Genomic DNA, 16486 nt, shown 5'->3' on the forward strand with positions numbered 1-16486 from the left:
TCACTCCTCCAGCTCGCCCTCGACCTCCAGATAGACCTGCTGCAGCTGCTGCATCAGCTCATCCTCCGGGTGCTGCCAGAGGCCGCGTTCGGCGGCCTCGTGCAGCTTTTCGACGATGCCGCGCAGCGCCCACGGGTTGGCCCGGCGCATGAACTCCTGGTTCGTGGGCTCCAGCACATAGGACTGCGCCAGCTGTTCATACATCCAATCCGGCACCACGCCGGCGGTCGCGTCGAAGCCGAACAGGTAGTCGACCGTCGCCGCCAGCTCGAAAGCGCCCTTGTAGCCGTGCTGCTGCATCGCCGAAATCCAACGAGGGTTCACTACCCGGGCGCGGAACACCCGGGCGGTCTCCTCACTCAGGCTGCGGGTGCGCACCGATTCCGGTGCGGTCGAGTCACCGACGTACGCCTTCGGCTCGGCCCCGGTGAGCGAGCGCACCATAGCGACCATGCCGCCGTGGTACTGGTAGTAGTCGTCGGAGTCGGCGATGTCGTGCTCGCGGGTGTCGATGTTCTTGGCGGCCACCTGGATCCGGCGATAGTTCGCCTCCATGGTTTCCCTGGCAGGGATTCCGTCGAGGCCACGCCCGTAGGCGAAGCCGCCCCAGGTGGCGTACACCTCGGCCAGGTCGGCGTCGGTGCGCCAGTTGCCGGCCTCCACCAGCGGCAGGATGCCCGCCCCGTAGGAACCGGGCTTGGAGCCGAAGATGCGCGTGGTGGCGCGACGCTCGTCGCCGTGCTCGGCCAGGTCGGCGGCGGCGTTCGCCCTGACGAAGTTGTCCTCGTCCGACTCGTCCAGACCGGCGACCAGGCGTACCGCATCATCCAGCAGGGCGAGCACGTGCGGGAACGCATCGCGGAAGAAGCCCGAGATCCGTACGGTGACGTCGATCCGGGGACGGCCCAGCTCGGCGACGGGGATCACCTCGAGCCCGGTGATCCGCCGCGACGCCTCGTCCCAGGTGGGCAGCACGCCGAGCAGGGCGAGCACCTCACCGATGTCGTCACCGGAGGTGCGCATCGCCGAGGTGCCCCACACCGACAGCCCGACCGAGCGCGGCCAGTCGCCGGATTCCTCGCGATAGCGGGCAAGCAGTGAGTCGGCCATCGCACGTCCGGTCTCGTAGGCCAGCCGCGACGGGATCGCCTTCGGGTCCACCGAATAGAAGTTGCGGCCGCTCGGCAGCACGTTGACCAGACCGCGCAGCGGTGACCCGGACGGCCCGGCCGGGGTGTAACCGCCGTCGAGGGCGTGCAGCACCGCGGCGATCTCCTCGCTGGTACGCCGCAGCCGCGGCACCACCTCGGTGCAGGCGAACTTCAGCGAGGCGATCACCCCGTGGCGATCCGCCTCGGCCGGCAGGTCGGCGCAGACCTGTTCGACCGCCTCGGCCCGGAACCCGTGTGCCGACAGCGATTCCACCAACCCTCGCGCCAGCTCCTCGACCCGGTCGGTCTCGGCGGTGGCGCTCGAGTCTGGGCTGAGTCCCAGCGCGGTCCGCAGCCCGGGGATGCCGTCGGAGGCGCCACCGAACACCTGCTGGGCGCGCAGGATGGCCAGCACCAGGTTGACCTCCTCCTCGCCCTCGGGGGCCTGGGCGAGCACGTGCAGGCCGTCGCGGATCTGCACGTCCTTGACCTCACACAGCCAGCCGTCGACGTGCATGATGAAGTCGTCGAAGGCGTCGTCGTCGGGCCGCTCGGAGAGCCCGAGGTCGTGGTCCATCTTGGCGGCCTGGATCAGCGTCCAGATCTCCTGGCGCAGGGCCGGCGCCTTGGCCGGATCCATCGCCGTGACGTTGCCGTATTCGTCGAGCAGCTGCTCCAACCGGTTCAGGTCTCCGTAGCTCTCGGCGCGGGCCATCGGCGGCACCAGGTGGTCGACGATCACCGCGTGCGCGCGCCGCTTCGCCTGGGTGCCCTCGCCGGGATCGTTGATCAGGAAGGGATAGATCAGCGGCACCGAACCGATCGCCGCGTCGGTGCCGCAGCTCGCCGACGTGGCCAGGTTCTTGCCCGGCAGCCACTCCAGGTTGCCATGCTTGCCGACGTGGACGATCGCGTGCGCGCCGAACTCCCGCTCGATCCACCGGTACGCCGCCAGGTAGTGGTGGGTGGGCGCCAGGTCGGGGTCGTGATAGATCGCGATCGGGTTCTCGCCGAACCCGCGCGGCGGCTGGACCATGATCACCACGTTGCCGGCCCGCAGCGCGGCGACCACCAGCTCCCCGGAGCTGTCGCGGGCGGTGTCCACGAACACCTCGCCGGGAGCCTCCCCCCACGCCTCGGTGACCGCCTCCACCAGGTCGGCGGGCAGGTCGCCCAGCCATTCCCGATAGCGCGCCGCGGGGATTCGCACCGGTTGCCCGGAGAGTTGCTCGCTGGTCAGCCACTCCGGGTCCTGCCCGCCGGCGGCGATCAGCCCGTGCATCAGCGCGTTGCCGCGGGTGGTCGCCTCCGATTCTCCTGCCACGGCAGCGATCTCACCGGTGCCGGGGATCTCACCCGGTTCACCCACGTGATAGCCGGCGGCCCGCATCCCCTCAAGCAGCCGGATCAGCGAGACCGGGGTGTCCAGGCCGACGGCGTTGCCGAGCCGGGAGTGCTTGGTCGGATAGGCGCTGAGCACGATCGCGATCCGCCGCTGCGCGACCGGCACGTGCCGCAGCCTGGCGTGGTTCACCGCCAGCTCGGCCATCCTCCGGCACCGCTCGAGGTCGGGCTCGTAGTGCGGCAGTCCGTCGGAATCGGTTTCCTTGAACGAGATCGGCACCCCGATGATCCGCCCGTCGAACTCGGGCACCGCGACCTGGGTGGCCACATCCAGCGGGCTCATCCCGTCGTCGGAGGCGGCCCAGCTGGCGCGGTCCCAGGTCAGGCACAGCGCCTGCAGGATCGGCACGTCCAGCCCGGCCAGGGCGCGCACGTCCCACCCCTCGTCCTCCCCGCCGGCCTGGGCCGACGCCGGCCGGGTGCCCCCGGCGGCGAGCACGGTGGTGACCAGCGCGTCATAGTCGGACAGGTGCTCGATCAGGTCGTCCGGGGCGTCGCGGAGCGAGGTGGCGAACACGGGTACGCCGACCCCACCGGCCGCATCGACCGCGTCGGCCAGCGCCTCGATGTAGGTGGTGTTCCCGGCGGCCTGCTGGGCGCGATAGAACAGCAGCGCCACCCGGGGTCGCTCGGTGTCGGGGGCGGGCGTACGCAGGGTCCCCCAGGTCGGCTGCTCGGTGACCGGGCCGAAGCCGGCGCCGGTCAGCAGCACGGTGTCGCTGAGGAACGCGTGCACGTTGGCCAGGTTGTCGTTGCCGCCCTGGGCCAGATACAGGTGCGCCTGGGCGGCCACGTTGACCGGCACCGAGGACAGTTCCATCAGGCTGGCGTCCGGGAGCTGCTCGCCCCCCAGCACCACCAACGGGCGACCGCTGCGGCGTACCCGCTCGAACGACTCGGGCAGCGACTGCACCGAGCCGAGGAACCGGAACACCACCAGGTCGGCCTCGACCAGCAGCTGGTCCAGCCGCTCGGGCCCGGTCCGGGTCGGGTTGGCGAAGCTGTAGTCGGCGGCGCAGGCGCGCGCCGACAGCAGGTCGGTGTCTGAGGTGGACAGCAGGCAGATCGTGGTCACACGCACTCCTCGCGGGATCCTCGTCCCGTGGTGGCCGAATTCGGATGCGTCGCCGGCAGTTCCTGACTCGCACCACCCCGTTGTCGCGGTGGCGGCGCTCACAGTGGCGGGACCGTCCCGGATTCGCACCGGGTTCCTGGGTCGACGACCGGGCCAGCCTAGCGGGCGGACAGGAGTATCGTCCGATGGCATGTCCCCCGCCCCGACCAACCCCCTCCCGATCAGCCCCGACCGCGAACGCGCCGACCTGTGCCCGGGTCTGCTGCGCACGTTCGCCGCCGAGGACGGGCAGATCGTGCGGCTCCGGGCCCCCGGCGGGCGGATCGCCACGGCCACCCTGCAGCGGCTCTCCCGGCTCTCGCCGGCCGGGTTCGTGCAGCTCACCTCGCGCGGCAACCTGCAGCTGCGCGCCCTGCCCGATCCGGTGCCCGAGGAGGTCCGTGCGGCCGTGCTGAGCAGCGGCCTGCTGCCCTCGGCCAGCCACGAGCGGGTGCGCAACATCGTCTGCTCGCCGCTGACCGGGTTGGCCGGGGGCCTGGCCGATGTACAACCGCTGGTCACCGAGCTGGATCGCCGCCTGTGTGCGAATCCCGAGCTGGCCGAGCTGCCCGGGCGGTTCCTGTTCGTGTTCGACGACGGTCGCGGTGACGTGATCACCGAGCCCTTCGACCTGGCCGTCCGCCTCATCGCCGCCGACCGCGCCGAGGTCCGGCAGGGCGGTCACGACGTGGGGCTGCGGGTGCCGCCGGGGGAGGCCGTGGGGACGCTGCTCGAGCTGGCCCGCCGGTTCCAGCGGCTGCGCTCCGGGTTGGACCCGGTGCCCTGGCAGGTCCGCGAACTGGACTCCCCCGTTCCGGCCGAAGGCCTGGTACGCCTCCCCGCGGCCGCGGCGGGGCCACAGCCCGAGCCCGGTGTGCACGAGGAGCACCTGGTGGTCGGGCTGCCGCTGGGTCGGCTCACCCCGGACCAGGCCGACGCCCTGGCCGCGGTCGCCGAACAGGTGGTACTCACCCCGTGGCGCAGCATCGTCATCCCCGTCGGCGCCGGCCACCCCGAGCGGCTCGCCGCGGCCGGGCTCAGCGTCGACCCCGACGACCCGTGGGGCTCGGTGAGCGCCTGCACCGGGCGGCCCGGCTGCGCGCGTTCGGCCATCGCCACCCTGCCCCTGGCCCGCGAGGTGGTCGACCGGCTGCCCGGACGCCCGGCGCTTCCGGTGCACCTCTCCGGCTGCGAGCGCCGCTGCGGGGCGCCGCGGCGGAAGCATCACGACCTCGTCGCCCCCCAGAGCGCCGACCAGGTGCTCGCGGTCGTGCGAGAATCCCGCCCATGATTCCTGCCCGCCCCCCTGTCCGGCCCGCGCGCCGCTACGACTACCTCACCGAGGGCGCGGAGATCTATCGGCGCTCCTTCGCGACCATCCGGTCGGAGGCGGAGCTGGGCCGGTTCAGCGCGGACGAGGCAACGGTCGCGGTGCGGATCATCCACGCCGCCGGGGATACCGGGATCGCCGGGGCGATCGACTTCCACCCCCAGCTGGTGGACGCGGCCCGCAGCGCCCTGGCCGCGGGTGCCCCGGTGCTCACCGACGCGACCATGATCGCCTCGGGGATCACCCGGCGTCGGCTGCCGGCCGGCAACGAGGTGCGCTGCCTGGTCGGCGACCCGCGGGCGGCCGAACTGGCCGCCGAGTGGGGCACCACCCGTTCGGCCGCCGCGATCTCCTTGCTGGGTGAGAAACTCGCCGGTGCTGTGGTGGCGATCGGCAACGCCCCGACCGCGCTGTTCCACCTGCTGGAGCTGGTCGCCGACGGCGGTCCGCGCCCGGCCGCGGTGATCGGCGTACCGGTCGGTTTCATCGGGTCCGCCGAGTCGAAGCGGGCGCTGGCCGACAGCGCGCTCGACCTGCCGTGGTTGGTGGTGCACGGCCGCCGGGGTGGCTCGGCGATGGCCGCCGCCGCGGTGAACGCGTTGGCTCGTCGCGATGAGATGCCGGCGTGACGGGCCGACTGTCCGCGGTCGGGGTCGGTCCGGGCGACCCCGAGCTGGTCACCGTGAAGGCCGCCCGGTTGATCGGCGAGGCCGAGGTGGTCGCCTACTTCTCCGGCACCTCCGGGGTCTCCAACGCCCGCCGGATCGCTGGGGCGTACCTGCGCGAGGGCGTGGTCGAGGAGTTGCTGCGCTATCCGGTGACGACCGGGGTGAGCGATCATCCGGGTGGCTACTACGGGGCGATGACCGATTTCTATGACAACGCCGCCTCCCTGGTCGCCGACCACCTGCGCGCGGGCCGCAACGTGGTCGTGCTGGCCGAGGGTGATCCGCTGTTCTTCTCGACCTGGATGTACCTGCACGACAGGCTTTCCGCCGATTTCGAGATCACCATCGTGCCGGGGGTGACCTCGCTGTCCGGGGCGACCGCGGCGATCCCGACCAGCCTGTCGCGGCACGAGGACGTGTTGACGGTGCTGCCCGGCACCCTGCCGGTCGACGAACTGGCCTGGCGACTGGCGCAGACCGACGCGGCGATCGTGATGAAGCTGGGGCGCACCTTCCCCGGCGTACGCGAGGCGCTGCGCCAGGCCGGTCGGCTGGAGGACGCCTGGTATGTCGAGCGGGCCAGCTGGGACAACGAACGGGTGCTGCGGGTCGCCGACGTCGACCCCGGCGAGGTGCCCTATTTCTCGATGATCGTGGTGCCCGGCGCGGACCGCCGCGCCGACACCGGTGGTCGGGCGGCCCCGGCCCCCGCGCCGGCGGTCACGGCGACGACCGGGCTGGTGCAGGTGATCGGGCTCGGACCCGGGCCCGATCGCTGGATCACCCCCGAGGTGTCGGCGGCGCTGGCCGAGGTCGAGCACGTGATCGGGTACGCCCCCTATGTCGACCGGGTGCCTCAGCGGCCCGGCCTGGTACGCCACCCCTCGGGCAACACCGTCGAGGTGGACCGGGCTCGCCAGGCCCTGGAGCTGGCCCGCTCCGGAGCCCGGGTGGCCGTCGTCTCCGGCGGCGACGCCGGCGTGTTCGGGATGGCGTCGGCGGTCTTCGAGGCGGCCGAGGAATCGGCGTACGCCGAGGTCACCGTCGAGGTGCTGCCCGGGCTGACCGCGGCCCAGGCGGTCGCCGCCCGGGCCGGTGCCCCGCTCGGCGCCGACTTCGCGGTGATCTCGCTGTCGGACCGGCTCAAGCCGTGGCCGGTGGTCGCCGACCGGCTGCGCCACGCCGCGCTGGCCGACCTGGTGATCGCCCTCTACAACCCGCGCTCGCGCAGCCGCCCCGAGCAGTTGGCCGAGGCCCGCCGGGTGCTGCTGGAGGTCCGCGACCCGAGCACGGTGGTGGTGGTCGGGAGAGACGTCGGCCGGGCCGAGGAGTCGCTGCTGGTGACCACGCTCGGCGAGTTCGATCCCGAGGCGGTGGACATGAAGTGCCTGGTGATGATCGGCGCCAGCGCCACCCGCACGACCGCCGCCGGGCAGGTGTGGACGCCCCGGTTCGTGCGCTGACCCCGCCGCATCGCTCGCCACTCGCGCCGCGCGGTCCGATGGCCTAGGGTGGGCTCACAACCTCGTGCTGAGCGTGCAGGAAGCCGGTGAGAATCCGGCACGGTCGCGCCACTGTGACCAGCGAACCGCTGGGAGTCAGGAACTCACTCGGCACGACCGATCCGATCGGGACGCGTAATCCCGAGATGGGAGAAACATGCACATCGCCGAAGGGTTCCTGCCACCGTTGCAGGCCGCCGGCTGGACCATCGCCTCGGCACCGTTCGTGGTGCACGGGGCCCGCGCCGTCATCCGCACCTGCCGGGAAAACCCGGAGTCCAAACTGCTGCTCGCCGCGGCGGGCGCGTTCACGTTCGTGCTGTCGGCGATCAAGCTGCCGTCGATCACCGGCTCCTCCTCCCACCCCACCGGGACCGGGGCCGGGGCGGTGCTGTTCAAACCACCCGTGATGGCGTTCCTGGGCACGATCGTGCTGCTGTTCCAGGCCCTGCTGCTCGCCCACGGCGGGCTGACCACGCTCGGCGCCAACGTGTTCTCAATGGCGATCGCCGGCCCGTGGGCGGCCTATGGGGCGTTCCGGCTGACCCGGAGTCTGGGCGGGCCGCTGCTGGTCGGGGTGTTCCTGGCCATGTTCTTCGCCGACCTGACCACCTATTGCGTCACCTCGGTGCAGCTGGCGTTGGCCTGGCCCGATCCGGTGTCCGGCTTCGCCGGTGCGCTGGCGAAATTCGGTTCCCTGTTCGCGCTCACCCAGCTGCCGCTGGCGCTGGCGGAGGGGGTGCTCGGGGTGCTGCTCTTCCGTGCCCTGCAACGGATCGCGCAGCCCGAGCTGCGTCGGCTCGGCGTGCTCGCCGAGAAGCAGCCGGTGCAGGAGGCCAGCCATGTCTGAGCCGATCCAGTCTGACCGTGGGAAGCGTCGCCTGGTCACCGGCCTGCTGCTGATCGCCCTGGTCGCCCTGTTCGTGGTACCGATGCAGATCGCCCCCCGCTCGGGCGAGGAATCCTTCACCGGCACGGATTCCGCCGCCACCTCACACATCGAGGAGAACCACCCCGGTTATCGGCCCTGGTTCACCCCGTTGTTCGAACCGGGCAGTGCCGAGGTCGAGTCCGGGCTGTTCGCCCTGCAGGCGGCGATCGGCGCGGGCGTCCTCGGTTTCGCACTCGGGCACTATCGCGGACGCCGCCGCGCGCAGGCGGAGGCCGGAACCACGCAGCGTGCATCGGGTACGCCTCCGGTGACCGACTCGGGCGAGGCCACCTCCTGAGATGAGTTCACCGGCCCTGGACCGAGCCGCCTGGGCCAGCCCGTGGCGCCACCGCAGCGTCCTCGACAAGTCCCTGCTCTGTGGGGGCCTGCTGCTGGTGACCATCTCCCTGCCGCCGTGGCCGACCGCCGTCGCGGTGGCCGTGATCGGGCTCGTCGCGGCCGTCTGGTTGGCCCGGGTGCGGATCGGGTTGTTCGTGCGAGCGGTGGTGGCGCCGGTCGGGTTCATCGCGGTGGGGGCGTTGTCCGTGGCGATCGGGCTGGGGGGTACGCCGGCCGGCGCACTGTGGCACTGGGGTCCGTTGTCGCTCACCGAGACCGGGCTGCTGCGCGCGGGAACCGTTGCCGCACGGGGATTCGCCGGGATGGTGGCGCTGGTGCTGCTGGCGGTGACCACCCCGATGGTCGACCTGATCGACGCCCTGCGTCGGCTGCGCATCCCCGAACCGCTGCTGGAGATCACCGCGCTCACCTATCGACTGCTGTTCGTGCTCGCCCAGGTGGCCGGGTCGGTGCACCGGGCCCAGACCGCCCGGCTCGGGCACGACGGGTACGCCCGCAGCCTGCGGTCGGCCGGTTTGCTGGCCAGCGTGCTGCTCGTGCACTCCTGGAACCGGGCCCGGCGGTTGGAGGACGGCCTGGCCGGCCGTGGCCACGAGGGGTCCCTGCAAACGCTGTCACCGCAAAAGCTCTGCTCATGGCGTTTTCGGGCGATCACCCTGGCGGTGCTGGCGGGTCTTGTCGTGCTCGGAGTGGTGAGTCGATGAGACTGGTGAGCCGATGAGGCTGGTGAGTCCATGAGGTTGGGACTCGACGGGGTGACGGTCGGCTATGACGCGGGCCCGGTGCTCACCGCGGCGGAGGTGACCCTCGACGGGCAGCATCGCTGGGCGGTGCTGGGCGCCAACGGCTCGGGCAAGACCACCCTGCTGAAGGCGCTGTCCGGGGCGCTGCGGCCACGCTCGGGACGGGTACTGGTGGACGATGCCCCGCTGCGTCACGGACGGGCGGCCCTGCGGGCGCACCGCCGGCTGGTGCAGCTGGTGCTGCAGGATCCGGACGACCAGCTGTTCGCCGCCGAGGTGGGCCAGGACGTCTCCTTCGGGCCGATGAATCTGGGGCTGTCACCGGCCGAGGTCGGCGAGCGGGTCGGCGAGGCACTGGCCCTGCTCGGGATCTCCCACCTGCGCGAGCGGCCGGTGCACCAGCTGTCCTTCGGTGAGCGGCGGCGGGTGAGCATCGCCGGGGCGGTGGCGATGCGACCGCGGGTGCTGCTGCTCGACGAACCGAGCGCCGGGCTCGACCCGCAGGGCGTGGCTGAGCTGGTGGCGACCCTGGAACTGCTGCGTGGACAGGGATCCACGCTGGTGATGTCCACCCACGACGTGCAGTTGGCGCTGGCCTGGGCCGATCGGGTGGCGATCGTGCACGACGGTGTGGTGACGGCCGGTCCGGCGATCGACCTGCTCGCCGACGACGCCCTGCTGCGCGCCGCCCGACTCACCCGGCCATGGCCCCTCGAACTCGCCGCCCGGCTGCGCGCGGCGGGACGACTCTCCCCCGGCCCGGCCCCGCGTACCCTCGACGAGGTGCTGAAGCTGCTCGGTTGAGCCGCCCGCTCAGGAGGCGGGACGCCGACTCGAATAGAGGTGCGAGTCGACGAAGTCGCTCGCCCGCAACGCCTCGCCGACCAGGATCACCGCCGCCTGGGTGAGCCCCGCCTCGCTCACCTGGGCGCCGATGTCGGCCAGGGTGCCGCGCAGCACAAGTTCGTCGGGCTGGCTCACCTGGGAGCCGACGACCACCGGGCAATCCGCACCATAGAACGGAATCAGCCGTTCGGCGAGCTCTGCGGTACGCCGGATCGACAGGTGCAGCACCAGGGTCGCCCGGGAGGCGGCGAAGTGCTCCAGGGTCTCGGTCGACGGCATCTTCGTGGAGTCGCGCTGGGTGCGGGTGAGCACCACCGTCTGCGCCACCTCCGGCACGGTCAACTCGCGGCCCACCAGGGCCGCCGCAGCGGCGTACGCCGGAACGCCGGGGCAGACGTCCCAGGGGATGCCGGCCGCGTCCAGCCGCCGGGTCTGCTCGGCGACCGCCGAATAGACCGACGGGTCACCCGAGCACAGCCGGGCGACGTCCCTGCCCGCGGCGTGGGCCCGGACGCACACCTCGATGATCGCGTCCAGGTTCAGGTGCTGGGAGTCGACCAGTTCGGTGTCCGGGCCGCAGTGCCGCAGCACCTCGGCGTCCAGATAGGTACCGGCATAGACGCACACCTGGCTGGCCGCCATCAGCGCGGCCGCGCGGAAGGTGATCAGGTCGGCGGCACCGGGCCCGGCGCCGATGAAATGGACGGTCATGCGTCGTATTCCTCCAGTGGGATGCGGACGACCCACTGCCGGATCGCCCGGGCGGGCTTCCACCCGGACAGCCCGCCGAGCGGTTCGGCCCGGGACACCTGGATCTCGAACAGTTCTCCGCCGAACTCGCGCTGGCAGGCGGTCAGCAGTGACTCCCCCTCCAGGGTGACCGAGTGCACCACCATCCGGCAGCCCTGACCGATCCGCTGCCAGCAGGCGCTGATCAGCTCCGGGGTGGCGCCGCCGCCGATGAAGATGGCGATCGGATCGGGCAGGTCGTCGAGCACGGCGGCCGAGTCCCCCGTCACCACGCGTACGCCGGTCGCACCCAACTGCTCCGCGTTCACCGCGATCTGGGCGGCGCGGACCGGATCCCGTTCCACCGCCACCGCCTGACAGTCGGGATGGCTGCGCGCCCACTCGATCGCGATCGACCCGGCTCCGGCGCCGAGATCCCACAACAGCTGTCCGGGGGTGGGTTCCAGCATCGCCAGCGCGGTGGCGCGGACGTGGCGCTTGGTCAGCTGCCCGTCGTGGCGATAGCAGTCGTCGGGCAGGCCGGGAGCGAGCGAGTTGGCCGGCGTACCCGGGCCGATCACGTGAAGGCAGATCAGGTGCAGCCGAGGCACCTCCTCATCGAGCCGGAAGCACTCCGCGGAGGTGTCCTGGCGTGACTCGTGCGGGGTGCCGAGGTCACCGAACACGACCATCTGCGTGAACTGGAAGCCCGAGCGCATCAGCTCCTCGGCGACCGCGGCGGGGCTGCTGCGGTCGGCCGACAGCACCACGATCTGGGCCCCCGGATAGAGCTGGCGGCGCAGCGCGGTCAGCTCCTTGGGGTCCGAGCTGGCCAGGCGGACCACGACCGTGCGCTCGGCGGGCCAGTTCATCCGCGCCCGGGCCAGGGTGACCGAGGAGATCGCCGGGTGGACGTACACCTTGTCCTCGCCGAGCAGCTTGATCAGCGTCGTGGCGACCCCGGCCTGCAACGGGTCGCCGCTGGCCAGCGCCACGATCCGTCGGCCGGCGTGGCGTTGCAGCAGGGCACCGATCCCGGTCCGCAGGGGACTCGGCCACCGTTCGAGCGTCGGGGTCGAGGGGCTGTCCGTGGAGGTGGAAGGCGGCTCGGCGAGCTCGGCGAGCAGCCGTTCGCTGCCGATCACCACGTCGGCGGAGGCGATCCGCTCCCGCAGCCGCGGGGCCAACCCGGCCAGGCCGTCCGCGCCCACTCCGATCACTTCGATCACCCCGCGACCCTACTCGCTCGCCGCGGCCGGGCGTTCGACACCGTCGGTGCGGTGGTGGGATGATCGGCGCGGACGAGGGGCAGGAATCCGGTGCGACTCCGGAGCGGTCCCGCCACTGTGACCACCCACGGGTGGAAGTCAGGCCTATGCCGCTCGTCCCCGGTGCGAGGGCGTACCGGTGCCGACGTTCTCGGGCGCGGACCCGTGAGGAGGATCACTTGAGCAGCACCACCAGCTATCCGTTCGCCGCCGTGGTCGGCTCCGAGGACATGGCCCTGGCCCTGCTGCTCACCACCATCTCCCCGCAGGTCGGCGGCGTGCTCGTTCGCGGCGAGAAGGGCACCGCCAAGTCGACCATGGTGCGGGCGCTGGCCGAACTGTTGCCGAGCGAGCGGGTGCTGACCGGCTGCCGGTTCGGCTGCGACCCCGCCGCCCCCGACCCGACCTGCCCCGACGGGCCGCACGGCTCCGTCGGCGAGGACGAGTGGACCACGCGGGCGGCCCGGTTGGTCGAGCTGCCGGTCGGCGCCACCGAGGATCGGGTTGTCGGTTCGCTGGATCTGGAGCGGGCGCTGGGCAGCGGCCAGGCCGCTTTCGAGCCGGGGCTGCTGGCGTCGGCGAACCGCGGGATTCTCTATGTGGACGAGGTGAACCTGCTGCACGACCACCTGGTCGATCTGCTGCTCGACGCCGCGGCGATGGGCCGCTGCATCGTCGAGCGGGACGGCATCTCGGTCGCCCACGCGGCGCGGATGGTGCTGGTCGGCACGATGAACCCCGAGGAGGGCGAGCTGCGCCCCCAGTTGCTGGACCGGTTCGGGCTGACCGTCGAGGTCGCGGCCCCGCGCGACCCGGCCCTGCGGGCCGAGGTGGTCAGCCGGCGGATGGCGTTCGACAGCGATCCGCACGGGTTCGCGGAGACGTACGCCGCCCAGCAGCGGGCGCTGCGGGAGCGGATCGCCGCCGCCCGTCAGGCGCTCGGCCGGGTGGAGCTGTCGGCCGCCGCCCTGCTCAAGATCGCCGAGGTGTGCGCGGCCTTCGAGGTGGACGGGATGCGCGCCGACATCGTCACCGCCCGCGCCGCCGTGGCGCACGCCGCCTGGGCCGGGCGCGACCAGGTGACCCGCGCCGACATCCGCGCCGCCGCCCGACTGGCGCTGCCGCACCGACGCCGCCGCAACCCATTCGACGCCCCCGGACTCGACGAGGAACTGCTGGATCGCATCCTGGGTGAGGATCCGCCGGAGCCCGAGCCGCCCCAGCCGGAGGGGCCGGACGATTCGGGGGATGCAGGGGACTCGAGCCCTGCCGACGGTTCGGAGGGCGACGGGCAGCGGCAGGGTGAGCCGCCGCACGGTGGGCCCGAAGATTCCCGCCAGGAAAGCAATCGCGGGCAGGATCCGGCCGCACCGGCGGACCGTTCCCCGAACACCGACGAGTCCGCCGAGGCACCGGCCGATCCCTCGCCGTCGGCTCCCGCCCCCACGGGGGTGGCGGGGGCCGAGTCGGCCTTTCGCACCCGGCTGTTCACCGCCCGTGGGGTGGGGGCCGGTGAGGCGGGTCGGCGCAGCCGGGCGCTGACCAGCCGGGGTCGGCGGGTCGGTTCGACCGATCGCCGGGGATCGGGTCCGGTGCACCTGCCGGCCACCATCCGGGCCGCGGCCGAGCACCAGGTCTCCCGCGGACGTACCGGGCGGCTTCTGTTCCAGCGCAGGGATCTGCGGCACGCGATCACCGAGGGCCGCGAGTCCAACCTGGTGTTGTTCTGCGTGGACGCCTCGGGGTCGATGGCCGCCCGGGCCCGGATGCAGGAGGTGAAGACCGCCACCCTGTCGCTGCTGCTGGACGCCTATCAGCGCCGCGACAAGATCGGGCTGATCACCTTCCGCGGGGCTGGTGCCACCCTGGCCCTGCCGCCCACCTCCTCGGTGGACATCGCCGCCCGCCGGCTGGAGGAACTGCCGCACGGGGGGCGAACCCCGGTCGCCGAAGGGCTGTGGTGCGCCGCGGAAACCCTGCGCCTGGAGAAGATCCGCGATCCGCGCCGCCGCCCGCTGCTGGTGGTGATCACCGACGGGCGCGCCACCTCCGGGCCCGATGCGGTGGCGCGTTCACAGCGGGTGGCCGATCGGTTGCGTGAAGACGGTGTGGCCTCGCTGCTGGTGGACTGCGAGACCGGTCGCTTCCGGCTGGGGCTCGGCGTACGCCTGGCCGCCCACCTTGGTGCCGAGCACGTGCCGCTGGCCGAGGTGGCCGCCGACCGGCTGGTGGCGGCGGTGCGGGCGCACCACGAGGCCGCCTGATGGAGCACCACCTCCCCCGGCTCCTGATCGCGGCCCCCGCGTCCGGACACGGCAAGACCACCATCGCCTCGGGGTTGATGGCCGCCCTGCGCCGCCGCGGCAGCGACGTCGCGGGGTTCAAGGTCGGGCCGGACTACATCGACCCCGGCTATCATCGACTGGCCACTGGCCGTCCCGGCCGCAACCTCGACCCGGTGCTCTGCGGCACCGAACGGATCGCGCCGATGCTGCTGCACGGCGCCGGCGTGCTGCACGATGCCGGTGGGGCCGACCTGGCGGTGATCGAGGGGGTGATGGGGCTCTTCGACGGCAAGCTCGGCAGCGACGGCTTCGGCTCCAGCGCCCACGTCGCCGCCCTCACCCGCACCCCGGTGGTGCTGGTGGTGGACATCTCACACACCTCACGCACCGTGGCCGCCTGGGTGCACGGGCTGGCCACCTTCGACCCCGAGGTCAACGTGGTCGGGGTGATCCTGAACAAGGCCGGTTCGAGCCGGCACGCCGCCGAGGCCACCCGGGCGATGGAGTCGGTCGGCGTACCGGTGCTCGGGGTCCTTGGTCGCGACGCGGGCGTCAGCGCCCCCTCGCGGCACCTCGGGCTGGTCCCGGTCGCCGAACGGGACGAGGCGGCCGAGGTGCTGGAACGACTGGCCGACGAGATCGCCGAGGCGATCGACCTGCCCGCAGTGGAATCCCTGGCCTGCAAGGCATCCCCGCTCGCCGGTGCCCCGTGGGCGGCCAAGACGGAGGTCTTCCGGGTGAGTGACGACGAGCCGGTGGTCGCGGTCGCCGGCGGACGGGCGTTCACCTTCCGGTATGCCGAGACCGACGAACTGCTGACCGCGGCCGGCTGCCGGGTGGTGGAGTTCGACCCGCTGCGCGACGACCAGCTGCCCGAGGGGACCGCCGGGCTCTATCTGGGCGGCGGCTTCCCCGAGGTGTACGCCGAGGCGCTCGCCGGCAACGTGGCACTCAGCCACGACATCTCCACCAAGATGCTGGCGGGGCTGCCGACCGTGGCCGAGTGCGCCGGGATGCTCTACCTGGGCAGCAAACTCGGCGACCACCCGATGGCCGGCGTACTGCCTGCCACCGGTGCCATGCAGGCCCGACTCACCCTCGGCTACCGCACCGGGATCGCGCCGCAGGACTCGCTGCTCGGCCCGGCCGGCACCCGCGTGGTCGGGCACGAGTTCCACCGCACCGCGATGCACCCGGCCGCGGGAAGCCCGCCGGCCTGGCTGCTCGACGGCCGCGCCGACGGACACGCCAACTCCACCCTGCACGCCAGCTATCTGCACCTGCACTGGGCCGGCCACCCCCAGCTCGCCCAACGGTTCGCCGAAGCCGTTGCCGGAAAGGAATCCCGATGACTCACGATGGTTCCGGTATCGGCCAGGTGGTGCTGGTCGGCGGCGGCCCCGGTGACGCGGACCTGGTCACGGTGGCCGCGTTGCGGGAGATCCGCGCGGCCGAGGTGATCCTCTATGACCGGCTGGCTCCGCTGAGCGTGCTCGACGAGGCGCCGGCGGGCTGTGAGCTGATCGAGGTCGGCAAGATCCCGCGTGGGGAGTTCACTCCGCAGGAGACAATCAACGCGCTGCTGGTCGAGCATGCCCGCGCGGGGCGTCGGGTGGTCCGGCTCAAGGGCGGCGACCCCTACGTGTTCGGCCGCGGGGGCGAGGAGGCGCTCGCCTGCCAGGAGGCCGGCGTACCGGTGCGGGAGATTCCCGGGATCAGCTCCTCGGTCGCGGCCGCGGCCGCCGTCGGGATTCCGGTCACCCACCGCGGGCTGGCGCAGGGGTTCACTGTGGTGTCGGGTCACCTGCCGCCCGGCCATCCAGGGAGCGATGTCGACTGGGTGGCGCTGGCGCGCAGCGGCACCACCTTGGTGGTGATGATGGGCGTGCTCCGACTGCCGGAGATCTGCGCGGCCCTGCTGGAGGCCGGGATGCCGACGGACACACCGGCCGCCACCGTCGAGAATGCGGCCCTGCCCGAGCAGCGGGTGATCCGCGGCACCGTGGCGGACCTGGCCGAGAAGTGTGTCCAGGCGGGGATTCAGCCGCCCGCGACGACGGTGATCGGGGCGGTGGCCGAGCTCGACCTGCACACCGCCGCGAGCCCACACCCCGATCACACGCTGGGCCAACTCCCCCTCGGCGACCGCGAGCTC

The 16486-nt window shown here is 72.5% G+C and carries 12 protein-coding genes, 1 pseudogene and 3 riboswitches; of the genes and pseudogenes, 10 read left to right on the forward strand and 3 right to left on the reverse strand.

What is annotated here, in order from left to right:
- Positions 1–3630: a cobaltochelatase subunit CobN gene (cobN, locus tag CGZ93_RS04555; protein ID WP_094362975.1), complete on the reverse strand. Its 3630-nt coding sequence runs from the start codon at positions 3628–3630 to the stop codon at positions 1–3.
- A 56-nt stretch (positions 3631–3686) separates the two neighbouring features.
- A riboswitch (cobalamin riboswitch) is annotated at positions 3687–3769 on the reverse strand.
- 51 nt (positions 3770–3820) lie between these two features.
- On the opposite strand from cobN, the gene CGZ93_RS04560 reads away from it, so the two are divergent.
- From CGZ93_RS04560 to CGZ93_RS04590, 7 genes are all read left to right on the forward strand, one after another.
- Complete coding sequence (locus CGZ93_RS04560) at positions 3821–4960, forward strand: hypothetical protein (RefSeq protein WP_094362976.1); 1140 nt, start codon at positions 3821–3823, stop codon at positions 4958–4960.
- Positions 4957–5628: a precorrin-8X methylmutase gene (locus tag CGZ93_RS04565; RefSeq protein ID WP_094362977.1), complete on the forward strand. Its 672-nt coding sequence runs from the start codon at positions 4957–4959 to the stop codon at positions 5626–5628. The genes CGZ93_RS04560 and CGZ93_RS04565 overlap by 4 nt, the downstream gene beginning before the upstream one ends.
- On the forward strand, positions 5625–7130 hold the full coding sequence (gene cobJ / locus CGZ93_RS04570; RefSeq protein ID WP_094362978.1) for a precorrin-3B C(17)-methyltransferase: 1506 nt from the start codon (positions 5625–5627) through the stop codon (positions 7128–7130). Before CGZ93_RS04565 ends, cobJ begins: the two co-directional genes overlap by 4 nt.
- A 51-nt stretch (positions 7131–7181) precedes the next feature.
- Positions 7182–7324, forward strand: a riboswitch (adenosylcobalamin (AdoCbl) riboswitch).
- Between the two features lie 2 nt (positions 7325–7326).
- Complete coding sequence (locus CGZ93_RS04575; RefSeq protein ID WP_094362979.1) at positions 7327–8019, forward strand: energy-coupling factor ABC transporter permease; 693 nt, start codon at positions 7327–7329, stop codon at positions 8017–8019.
- A complete protein-coding gene (locus CGZ93_RS04580) occupies positions 8012–8398 on the forward strand; it encodes an energy-coupling factor ABC transporter substrate-binding protein (protein ID WP_094362980.1) in 387 nt (128 codons plus the stop codon). The genes CGZ93_RS04575 and CGZ93_RS04580 overlap by 8 nt, the downstream gene beginning before the upstream one ends.
- Before the next feature lies 1 nt (position 8399).
- The gene (gene cbiQ, locus CGZ93_RS04585; RefSeq protein WP_094362981.1) at positions 8400–9164 is read left to right on the forward strand and encodes a cobalt ECF transporter T component CbiQ; all 765 of its coding nucleotides are present in this window, start codon (positions 8400–8402) and stop codon (positions 9162–9164) included.
- 30 nt (positions 9165–9194) lie between these two features.
- Complete coding sequence (locus tag CGZ93_RS04590; RefSeq protein ID WP_094362982.1) at positions 9195–10007, forward strand: energy-coupling factor ABC transporter ATP-binding protein; 813 nt, start codon at positions 9195–9197, stop codon at positions 10005–10007.
- Positions 10008–10016: 9 nt separating this feature from the next.
- Here CGZ93_RS04590 and CGZ93_RS04595 read toward each other — a convergent pair whose 3' ends face one another.
- A complete protein-coding gene (locus CGZ93_RS04595) occupies positions 10017–10760 on the reverse strand; it encodes a cobalt-precorrin-4/precorrin-4 C(11)-methyltransferase (RefSeq protein WP_094362983.1) in 744 nt (247 codons plus the stop codon).
- Positions 10757–12007, reverse strand: coding sequence for a precorrin-6y C5,15-methyltransferase (decarboxylating) subunit CbiE (gene cbiE / locus CGZ93_RS04600; protein ID WP_094362984.1), 1251 nt, complete (start codon positions 12005–12007; stop codon positions 10757–10759). Before cbiE ends, CGZ93_RS04595 begins: the two co-directional genes overlap by 4 nt.
- A 70-nt stretch (positions 12008–12077) precedes the next feature.
- A riboswitch (adenosylcobalamin (AdoCbl) riboswitch) is annotated at positions 12078–12166 on the forward strand.
- Positions 12167–12276: 110 nt separating this feature from the next.
- Between cbiE and CGZ93_RS04605 the strand changes: the two genes are divergently transcribed.
- The 3 genes and pseudogenes from CGZ93_RS04605 to cobA all read left to right on the forward strand — a co-directional run.
- The gene (locus CGZ93_RS04605; RefSeq protein WP_407643926.1) at positions 12277–14310 is read left to right on the forward strand and encodes a VWA domain-containing protein; all 2034 of its coding nucleotides are present in this window, start codon (positions 12277–12279) and stop codon (positions 14308–14310) included.
- Positions 14310–15683, forward strand: coding sequence for a cobyrinate a,c-diamide synthase (locus tag CGZ93_RS04610; RefSeq protein ID WP_094362986.1), 1374 nt, complete (start codon positions 14310–14312; stop codon positions 15681–15683). The genes CGZ93_RS04605 and CGZ93_RS04610 overlap by 1 nt, the downstream gene beginning before the upstream one ends.
- Positions 15680–16450, forward strand: a pseudogene (gene cobA, locus CGZ93_RS04615) (uroporphyrinogen-III C-methyltransferase); the annotation flags it as partial. The gene CGZ93_RS04610 and the pseudogene cobA, both read left to right, overlap by 4 nt.
- Between the last annotated feature and the right edge of the window lie 36 nt (positions 16451–16486).

The organism is Enemella dayhoffiae, from assembly GCF_002250625.1.
Lineage (GTDB): Bacteria > Actinomycetota > Actinomycetes > Propionibacteriales > Propionibacteriaceae > Enemella > Enemella dayhoffiae.